Source organism: Nocardia jejuensis NBRC 103114, assembly GCF_001613145.1.
Lineage (GTDB): Bacteria > Actinomycetota > Actinomycetes > Mycobacteriales > Mycobacteriaceae > Nocardia > Nocardia jejuensis.
Window position 1 is genome coordinate 1 of the sequence record NZ_BDBU01000059.1, and the last position, 10,199, is coordinate 10,199.

Sequence of the window (10,199 nt, forward strand, 5' to 3'; positions counted from 1 at the left end):
GGGTGTGCAGGTCGGTGTGCGCGGGCAGGCCCAGGCGCACGTGGGCGGCGACGCCGGCGCCGCCGATGAGCCGGTGCATATCCACGAGATCGTTTGCGGGCAGGGGTATTTCGTCGGTGCGCAGGTGGCCGAGCAGGCGGAGTTCGGCGAAGCCGTGCACGTCCGAGAGCAGCGTCTTGACCCTGGGCAGCAGGGTATCGGCCGGGGTTCCCGGGTTGGCGACGATGATGCGGGCCAGTGACGTGAGCGCGGAGTGCGCCTTCAATTCCTCTGCGCGCTGGGCGAATTGCACGTCCAGGACGGTGCGCAGCTCGTCGAGCCCGCTGCGGCCGATGAGTTCCCGCGCCAGCGTCTGCGAATCGCGGACGCCCAGGCGAATCAGGGTGACGGCCAAGCGGATTCCGAACATCCCGAAGCGGGCGGCCAGGTGCGCGCGCAGCTCGGCCGGGACGCCGAGGGTTGGATCTTCGCGGGCGAAGCGGTCCACCGACAGCATGGCCACGCTCAGATCCTCGACGGGCACGGCGGCCAGCGCCTCGAAGGCCGCGAACTCCCGCTGCCGGAGGCTGGTCGCGGCGAAGGCCAGCAGGCCCGCCACCGGAATCACGGACTGGCACAGGCCCGTTCGCTCCAGCTCGCCCGCGAAGCGCGAGGCCACGTCCCGCGCCGAATGCAGCGCGTCGATCCGGCCCGCGCCGATCTCGTCGGCGCGCGACACCACCCCGATCACCCCGAGCGGACCGGAACTCCCGCCCGAACCCGACATGGAGCCGATCCGCTCCAGGAAATCCACATCATCGTTGTCGAGGCGGCGCAGGAGATAGAGGACCGCGTCCGCGCTGGGCAGGGCCACCCCGTTCCCGCTCGGAGTCAGCAGCCGCGAGGTGCGCGCCGACACCTCGTGCGAGAGGGAGGAGATGCCCGGCGTATCGATGATCGTCATGCGGGCCAGCTCCGAGGACGACCACTCGACCGCGAGGTGATCGACCTCCCGGGGTCCGGGCGCGTTCCATCGCAGCGCCGAGAGATCGAAGCTCAGTCCGTGCGCGCCCGGCAATCCCTCGGCTCCGCGTCCGCGCCGCACCACCACGTCGGCCCGAGCGCCATCGCCCGACCACGCCGTGACGCGAGGTGCGGCCCCGTCCCGATACCAGGTCACCAGGCGCGTGCACTCGGTCGCGTCGGTGGGCGCGATGTCCTGTCCGACAAGGGCGTTCAACAGCGTGGACTTACCGGCCTTGAGCTGCCCGGCCAGCGCGACCCGCAGCGGTTCGTCCAGCCGCCGGGCGCACTCCCGCAATTGCCCGCGAACCCGTCCGAGTTCGCCCATGCCGCGTGCGGCAGCCGCCACCAAGCCCCTGGCCTCGCCCGCCACCCCGAATCCGGCACCGGCCGGATCCCGTACAACCTCCCGATCAAATCCCATCCGGCACCTCCATGCGCGTCGCATGGCATTCGCCCCAACCCACCTTCGCGTTAGCACCTCACACCAACCTCACAGCGCCACACCGCCCGCCACCGGGCATCCCCCGCCTTCGCCCGCCGCGAGCTGTAGCGGCCTCGGGAACAGGGCCTCGCCCGCCGTCTGCGGCGCTCCACCGCGCGCACTCGCGGGTCAGCGATCGTCGAGACGGCGTGCGATTCCCGAGGGTCAACTCATCGATGTGGGCGGAAGCGCGGGGGTGACGGGGGGCTCCAGGAGGGCGGCGGCGTGGTGGCGGAGTTCGGCGACGACGCGGAGGCGGCGTTCGAGTTCGGTGCAGCGGGTGGCGCGCTGGGCGGATTCGAGGGTGGCGGCCTCCTGGGCGGCGCGCAGGGAGTCGTCGAGGGAGCGCAGGGTGCGGTCGGCCACGGCGGTGAAGTGATCGCGCAGCAGGCGGTGGATGCGGTGCAGGCGGTCCTTGGTCTCCTTGCCGGTGTGGAAGGCGACATCGTCCAGGTAGCGACGGACGGCGAGTTTGGCGTCGGAGCGGCGTTTGGCCAGGCGGGCCTTCTTGTCGTCCCGGAAGGCCTTGCCGCCCAAAATGACTCCGGCACCGAGCGAGAGCGGGTTGATCAGGGCGAGACCGGCCATGGTGCCCGCCATCCCGGCCATGATCACGCCGCCGTACGAGCCGCGCACGCCGACCAGGATCTTGTCGCCGAACCCGAGGCCGGGTTCCAGATCGGCGAGAGTGCAGGCGCCGGAACGGGATTCATCACCGTTCAGGGTCTCGAGCACATCGGGCAGATCCACCGCGCCGAGTTCGGTGAAGTGCGCGCCGACCCGCTCGGCCAGCAGCGTCGCGCGGGTGCGCGTCCACAAAAGGTTGTCGCCGATCGCGGCCTCGATCGTGGCGGTGAGCCACTCCTCCACCTGACCCCAGTGCCGGCCCGGATCCTGCTCGTCGATCCACTCCTCGGCGGTGCGCGCGATGGTGCGCAACCGCTCCCGCAGATCATGGTCGATATCCCCGGCGAGGTCGGTCACCCCGTCACCGAGGGTCTGCTGCCAGCCGGACGTCCGCCGATGCAGGTGCTCCGCGACATTCTTCGCCGCCCCGAGTTCTCGCACCGCGGCCGCGCCCTGTTCCGGATCTCGCAGCGCCACCAGTTCACTGCCGATGGCGAGCGCCAGATGCTCCGCCGCGGAGGTGATGTCGACCGCGGCGGCGCGGCGCACTTCGCGCTGATCGCGTGCGACCACCTGTTCGCGCAGGAATTCGAACACCGCACCGAAGCCGGATTCCCGCCCCAGCTCCTGGTCCTGCAATCGCACCGCGTGGGAGCGCAGCACCGAGGAGACCGGGATCAGCGGCACGTCGATTCGCGCGTGGCTCAGGTGGATTCGATCCGCCTCGAGCACCTGCCGCCAGTGCGGATACAGGTCGATCTTGGTCACCAGCACGGCCACCGCCGGGCACAGCTCCCGCGCCTGACGCAGGAAATCCATCTCCGGATCGGTCAGTTCGGTGGAGGCGTCGGTGATCAGGAGCACCGCGTCCGCGGCCGGTGAGGTCCCTAGAATGCTCGCCGTCCCACCGCCGCCGTGCATGCCGAGCCCCGGCGTATCGACGACCACGACCCCATCGGCCAGCAACCGATTGGGCGTCTGCACCTCCACCCGCACCACCCGGCGTCCCCCCGCCGCGACCGCGGCCGGGCGTCCCGAGTCGGCAGGCCGATCCGCACCGCCGGGCCCCGTCGCGAGTTCCCGCTCGAACCGGCGATCGGCATCGAACGGCTTCGCGGCATCCGCGTCCGGGATCTCGGGTGTGCGGCCGGCGACGCCGCCGACCTCGCCGAACGGAACGATGATCCGCGTGGGCTCCCCACCGTCGGGTGCCGCCAGGACCAGGGTCGCTCGCGGTTCGTCGGCATGCGCGAGCACCGTGGTCACCGTGGTGGTCGTATCGTCGCCAACCGCACAGACTTCCGCGCTGATCAGCGCGTTGACGAAGCGGCTCTTGCCCTGGTTGCCCAGTCCGGCCACCACGATCCGGCGGCGCGGATCCCGGATCCGCCCGGCCAGCGTCTCCAGCCGTCCGACCAGATCCCCCCGCTCGGCGGCCCGGGCCACCGCGACGGTCTCGGCCAGCACTTGCAGTAGCGGTTGCCCCGCGACGATGCCGGTCACCACACTCACCACCTTTCTCTCCGCCGAGCAGGTCCGGCGTATCAGATGCTCCTGCGTGCCCACCGCGGCGAATCCCGCTGCGGTGGGCGGTTCTATCGGACCGGGTCCGCCATCGGACAGGTCCGCGCGTTCACGAATGCAGCATGTCCCCGATCACGTCCCCACCCAGATGCACGCCGAGATCGCCACCACCGTGCACCCCGGTCTCCCCGAACAGCCCGCCGTCGCCGACTCCGCCGTCACCGAGCCCGCCCTGCGCCCCACCTCCGAACGCGTTCGACACGTCCACTCCCGCCCACGGATTCGCCCCCGCCCCGTGCAGGCCCGCGTCCACCGCGCCCCCGCCGTGTGCCCCACCGTCCACTCCGGCCACCGCATTGCCCACCCCGGTCAATCCACTCCCCACCTGAGCACCCACTCCTCCGATGCCCCCGGCTCCCCCCGAGAGTCCGGTATCCACAGCGTTCCCCAGCGCCCCACCGAGACCGGCGGCAGCATCTCCCCCTCCGCCCAGTCCGGTCTCGAGCCCCGTTCCGAGCTGCGCCCCGGCCGCACCGTTCAGCGCCGCCGAAACACCCGCGTCCACACCGGTTCCGAGGGCAGCGCCCAATCCGGTCGCACCGGTCGCACCACCATCGACCCCCGCCTCGATACCCGTTCCGACCTGTGTACCCACGCCCGCGACGCCGTTCGACACACTCGAAAGAGTCGCATCCGCAACGGTTCCGAGAGCCGCCCCCAGACCCGCGACGGCGTTTCCACCGCCATCGAGACCGGTCCCGAGACCCGCCCCGAGCCGGCTGCCCGCTCCCACCGCGCCGTTCAGCGCACCGGAGACGTCGGCATCGACACCGGTTCCGAGGGCGGCCTCCAGACCGGCGGTGGTGGTGACGGCACCGTCGATTCCCGACCCGAGGCTCGCGCCGAGCTGGGCGCCCGCTCCTACAGCACCATCGAGGGCTCCGGAAATGCCCGTGCCCGTGGCTGTTCCGAGCGCGGTTCCCAGACCGGCGGCAGCGTTGAGACCCCCGTTCACCGCGGACTCGAGACCCGCGCCGACCTGCGCACCGGCGCCCGCCGCACCGATCACCGCACCGGAGACGCCCGTGTGCAGGGTGTTGCCGAGATCCACTCCGAGTTGCGCGCCTGTACCTGCCGCACCATCGAGCGCGGCGGAAAGGCTTGCGCCGGTGGAGGTTCCGAGTGCGGTGTCGAGTCCGGCGGCGATATTCGCGGCACCGCCGAGGCCGGTGTCGAGACCCGCGCCGAGCTGGGTGGTCGCGTTCACCGTGCTGGTCAGCGCCTCGGAAAGGCCGGTGGCCACGGTGGTTCCGAGGGCGAGGCCGCCTTCGATGCCGGTGCTCACGGCCGCGCCGAGGTCGGTATGCAGGGCGGTGTCGATCGCTCCGGTGAGCGAGGCGGCGAGGGAGTCGGCGGTGTCGATCGCTCCGGTGACGCCCGCGGCGGCGAGTGTGCCGGCGTGGGCGGCCGCGGTCGCCGTGGTCTGGATGCCGAGGCTCGCGGCCGTGTCGATGCCGCCGGTGATTGCCGAGGACAACTCGGCGGCGGCCTGGGTGCCGAGGACTCCGCCGAGGGCGGCTTCCACACCGGCTGCCGCCTGGGTGGCCGCGGTGGCGGTGGCACCGATTCCGCTGGTCAGGCCCAGTTCGAGACCGGTGGCGGTGGCCCCGTCCACGCCGAGCTGGGTGGCCGAGACCGTGGCCAGGTTCACCGCCCCGCCGAGCGCGGTGGACTCGTTGAGCCCGGCCGCCCCGTTCACGCCGACGGATCCGTTGACTCCCGCCGCCCCGTTGAGCCCCGCCTCACCGTTCGCCCCGGAGGCGACGCCGGATCCGCCCGCCACACCGGCCGCGATGATCGCGGACAGCTGCGAACCTCCCGCTACCAGCGCCGACTCGGCAACCATCGGGGCGACGGCGGCGATGTCCTCGGGTGTGACGGAATCGAGCCCGGCGGCGGCGAGCGCCCGGCCCGGATCGGTGCAGTAGCCGGTGGCGGCGGCATCATCGCGCAGCAGGTTGAGAATGAACTCGAGAATTGCGTTGGGGCTCATGGCAAATCGTCTCCCGGTCGGGGCGGGCCCCGTTGACCCGCGCTGCTCGAATTTCCTTTCACGTTAGGAACGCGACCCGTTACGCCGAAACGGGGTGAACTCCCCCCGTTCCCGCGCCGCCTCGATACGGGGGTGGGTGGCGATTAGGGGAATTTCCCCACAGTCGGGGGTGAAACGGTAACGAGGACCCCCCAGCAACCGACAGGTCCCATGGGTCGCGAGGCCCTCCACGGACGTTTTCGTACATATCGGACCGAACAGCTTTCGGGCTGCATCGGTCCACCGCGGAAGTACCGCATCCGACGCGTGTTTGGAACGACAAGGGGATCTCGAATGAGTCAGGGGATGGCGCTCGGCATCACTGTCGGGTCGTCGGACACGGTCGCCGTGACGACCTCGGGGGGACAGCGCAGGCTGCATATCCGGCCCAGCATGCTCGGGTCCGAGCAGGAGGTTCCGGAGAGTTTCCTGTCCCGGGTCGGGGATCCCGTCGGCATCCGGACCCGAGACGGATCCGCTGTTCGCGCAGCGGATCTGGTGGCCGCGGCGGTGGGCCGGGCAGTGGCCGGGGCGCAGCAGGGAAACGATGCCGTGCCCGCCGCGGCCACGGTCGCCTGCTACCCCGCCTGGTGGTCCCAGCACACCGTGGAGGTGCAGCGCGCCGCGCTGCTGGCCGCGGGTCTCGACGGCGTCGCTCTGGTTCCGGAGCCGACCGCCGCCATGCGCTGGCTGCAGGAGGTGCACGAGTCCACCCATGACGGCGCGATGGTCGTATACGACCTGGGCGCAACCGGTTTGACCGTTTCAGTGGTCCGCACAGGTGCTATGTCCGGTTTGTTGGGCGAACCCGTGCGCGCCACCGCCGTCGCCGGTACGGAATTCGATCTGCTGATCATGCGGTACGTTCTCGCATTTGCCGTCGGCGAAAAAGATTTCGATCCTTTCGACCCTTTGGTGGAACAGGAATTGGCGGATCTGCGGGTTCGCTGCAAAATCGCGAAGGAAACTCTCGCCAAGGAAACCGCCACCATGGTTCCGGTCCGTTTGCCCGGCCTCGGCACGGTCGATGTCCGCCTGGTCCGGGACGAGATCGAGGATCTGCTGCGCGGTCCCCTGCTCGCCTCCACCGATCTGGTCCGCGAGGCCGCGCGCCGGGCCGCGATCGCCACGACAGATCTGGACGGCATCCTGCTGACCGGCGGCGGCGCGGCCTTCCCGCTGGTGACCGAAGTGCTCTCCACCGAGTTCGGGGTCCCCGTCGCGGCCGCCTCCGACCCGGCGCATCTCAGCGCGCACGGTGCCGCACTGCTCGCCGCCGATCTGATCGCCGACACCACCGCAACCGAACCCCATCCGGCCGTCGCGGAAGTGCTGCGCCCGCATCGCGGCACCGCGCCCGAGCGCTTCGACGCCGACTTCGACATCGCCGAACTCGACGACTTCCCGCCCGAAGCCTTCACCTCCGGCGGACCGGCCGCCGATGCCCGGGATCGTTTCCAGCGCACCAGCGAACATCCTTCGCTCGGCGGCAACCGCGAGGCCCGCACCACCGCGAGCACGTCCACCCCGGACGACGCCGCTCCGGTCCCGATCCTGCCCGAACTACCGACCCCCGACGCCCGCAACGGTTTTCCGCACTGGCGTCGGGTGGCCGTGATCGGCGCGGCCGCCATCGCGGTGGCCGCCCTGGCCACCGGGACCCTCGCCATGGGCACCGGCATCCAGTCCGCCCCGCCGGAACCCACCGCACCGCGGTCCGCCACGGCCACCATCGCGGCGGCACAGGACGGCACGGACGGCTCGGCGGGCACGACCCAGCAGAACGCTCCGCTCGGCCAGACGGTGAATTCGACCGTCCCGCACCGTCCGAACGCACCCGGCGCCGCACCGGCCGCCGCGGGCGCGCCCGCCACGACCACCCCGGGTGAGGCCCCGGCCGCCGTGCCCCCGGACGCGAACGCCGCCGATTCCGGGCAGCCGAATCCCGCTGCGACACAGCAGCAGACCACCGCCGCGAACCCGCAGTTCCCGACGCTGCCGAACGTGCAGGCCCCGAACGTTCCAGCGCTGCCCGGTCTCGACACCGACAAGCTGGGGGCGCCCAAGGCCCCGATTCCGAATCAGATCCTCCCGCAGGCCGGTGGATGAGAGTTGGTATCCGTGAACGGCACCACACCCGTCGCGCTCGACTCGCTCCCCTGTGTGCGAGACCTCCTGCGGGAGCTGGACTCCGACGATCCGGCTCCGCTGCTGTACCTGATCCGGGGCCGCTCCGGCACCGGTAAGTCGACCCTGCTGAGCGCCGTGCGCGCCCGCCTGCGGGCACAGGGCCTCCAGCTGACCGACGCCCCCGGCGGCGCGCTCGTCCCGGCCGCCACCGCCCTGGTGGTCGACGACGCCCACACGCTGAGCCCCGACGAGTTCGAATCACTGTGCGAGGCAGCGTCCTCGGGCCGCTGCACCGTGGTCATCGCCACCCGTCCACGTCCGCACGACACACGTCTGCGGGCCCTGGCCGACCTGGTGGCGCGCCGCGGCCGGGTGATCGATCTGCGTGCCCTCGGGGCGGGCGAGATCGCGCCCTTCGCACGCGAACTGGGCATGATGGTGCCGCGCGGTCTGGCCCAGCACATCCATCGTCAGACGGCCGGTATCCACGGCGGCGTCGTCGCGGCACTGAGCGCCGCCTGCGCCACTCGCCTGGACGCCGGGCTCGGTGCGGTCGACGAGGCCGTATCCGCTTGGGCCCGAGCACGACTCGACGACGCGGACCCGAAACTCCTGGACACCTTCGTGGTCGCCGCCATCGGCGCGGGCCTGGACACCGGTGAACTCACCGAGGTCCTCGGGATCGGCGCGGCGGCGGCCCAGGAACTGGTGGATCAGGCCCGTGCCAGCGCCCTGGTGACCGACGCGGACCTGCTGCTGGCTCCCGCCGTCGCCCCGCTGCGCACGCTGGTCGGCGACCGCCGCTTCCTCGGCGTCCAGCGCACACTCCTGCACGCCCGGCTCGGCGCCGGTCTGCTGCGCGACCATATCGCCCTGCTGCTGGCCGAATCCGGGGTCCGGGACCGGCAACTCGCCGAATTCCTCTGCGCCACAGCCGAGAAGGCCGGGGCCGACGCGCCCCGCCACTACGCCGCCGCGGTGACCGCCGGAGCCGACCGGCAGTCGCTGGCCATTCGGTGGGCCGATGCCGCCGCCCGCACCGGCGACACCGACACCGCCCTGAGGCTCGCCGAACCCACACTGGCCCAGCCGAATTCCGATCCCGCCGATCTCGCCGCCGCGGTCCGCATCTGCGCGGGCGTCTGGATCCGGCGAGGTCTCACCGCCCGCGCCGCGCGGCTCTACACCTGGCTCGGCGCGGACCGGGCCGGTCAGGACTGGCCCATCGCGGCAACCGTCCTGCATCTGGCCGGTTACCCCGAACAGGCCCGCGCCCTGTCCAGCTCGGGCACCCAGTGGCCGCCCACCGAGGCCACCACACACATCACCCTGATGGCCGACGCGCTGTCGGACTCGGTCGGAACACTGGGCGCCCCACGCCCTTCGGCCCTCCACGGCGACGCGGCACTCCACGGCGACGCGGCACTCCACGGCGACTCGGCCCTCCACGGCGACTCAGCCCTCCACGGCGACGCGATCCCGGCGGGCCCGCACGAGGCCGTCGCGGCCGGGTCTCGGCCGCGGAGCGCCGACGTCCGCCCCGCCGACTCGGCGGGCTCGTCAGCTCTCGTCGGCAGATCACACCTCGACGGTGCCCGGGACCACCTGGACCTGCGCCCGGATTCGGCCGACCGGCACACGCCCGCGGCGACTTTCGCACAGCGCGAACCCGACTCGGTGCGCGCCGCGGCCGTCGCGGCGGCCTCGCAGCTGATTCACGCCGCGCACTCGGGTTCTCCCGAGGGCGGCGGCGACCGCTTCCTGCCGTGTTCCGCGGCGGCGATCGCGACCCTGCTGTGCCTGAGCATGGGTGAACCGCGCCGGGCCGCGGACGCGCTGCGCGGGGCGCCGGACGGTCCGCAGCAGCGGGTGCTGTCGGCGTGGGTCGCCATGCTGGGCGGCGACGAGCAGTCGGCGGCGGCGATCGCGGCCGGTCTGGATCCGGCCACGCTGGATCCGCGCGATCGGCTGCTGGCGCACGGGGTCATGGTCGGGTTGGCAAGGCGCGGTGGCGATCACGCCGCGCTCACGCTGGCCTGGCAGGCCGCGTATCCGCTCTTCGACGAGGTGGGCGCGGATCTGCTCGCGCTGCTGCCGATCGGCGAACTGTGGCTCGCGGGCATCCGGCTGCGCGACGAGGCGCGAGTGGCCGGGCTGGTGGACGCCTCCGGAGAACTGCTGCGCCGGCTCGGCGATCCGCCCGCGTGGTCGAACGCGTTCCACTGGTACGCGATCGCGGCCGCGCTCGCCAAGGAGAGCCCCGATGACCTGATCCCGCACGCGCTTCGGCTCAAGGCCGCCGCACAGTCGGGCGACCCGCAGGCGGCCGCGCTGGCCGAC

At 72.1% G+C, this 10,199-nt stretch carries 5 protein-coding genes; 2 read left to right on the top strand and 3 right to left on the bottom strand.

Features of this window, described 5'->3' with window-relative positions; all coding sequences use genetic code 11:
* The 3 genes from NJ1_RS34590 to NJ1_RS34600 all read right to left on the bottom strand — a co-directional run.
* Positions 1-1,426: dynamin family protein (locus NJ1_RS34590; RefSeq protein ID WP_067703508.1), on the bottom strand; the 1,426-nt coding region annotated here is incomplete at its 3' end.
* Positions 1,427-1,651: 225 nt separating this feature from the next.
* Positions 1,652-3,625 (bottom strand): dynamin family protein, encoded by a 1,974-nt coding sequence (locus NJ1_RS34595; protein WP_067703518.1) that lies wholly within the window; start codon positions 3,623-3,625, stop codon positions 1,652-1,654.
* Between the two features lie 121 nt (positions 3,626-3,746).
* Entirely contained in the window at positions 3,747-5,690 is a 1,944-nt protein-coding gene (locus tag NJ1_RS34600; protein WP_067703511.1) for an IniB N-terminal domain-containing protein, read from the bottom strand.
* Positions 5,691-6,023: 333 nt separating this feature from the next.
* Here NJ1_RS34600 and NJ1_RS34605 point away from each other — a divergent pair, with 333 nt between their 5' ends.
* Entirely contained in the window at positions 6,024-7,838 is a 1,815-nt protein-coding gene (locus NJ1_RS34605; RefSeq protein WP_169813240.1) for an Hsp70 family protein, read from the top strand.
* 12 nt (positions 7,839-7,850) lie between these two features.
* A partial coding sequence (locus tag NJ1_RS34610; RefSeq protein ID WP_157574514.1) for a hypothetical protein occupies positions 7,851-10,199 on the top strand: 2,349 nt, incomplete at its 3' end.

Excerpts from the sequence above, each read along its gene's own strand:
- NJ1_RS34605 (WP_169813240.1), top strand. The coding sequence starts at position 6,024 with ATGAGTCAGGGGATGGCGCTCGGCATCACTGTCGGGTCGTCGGACACG.
- NJ1_RS34600 (WP_067703511.1), bottom strand. The coding sequence starts at position 5,690 with ATGAGCCCCAACGCAATTCTCGAGTTCATTCTCAACCTGCTGCGCGAT.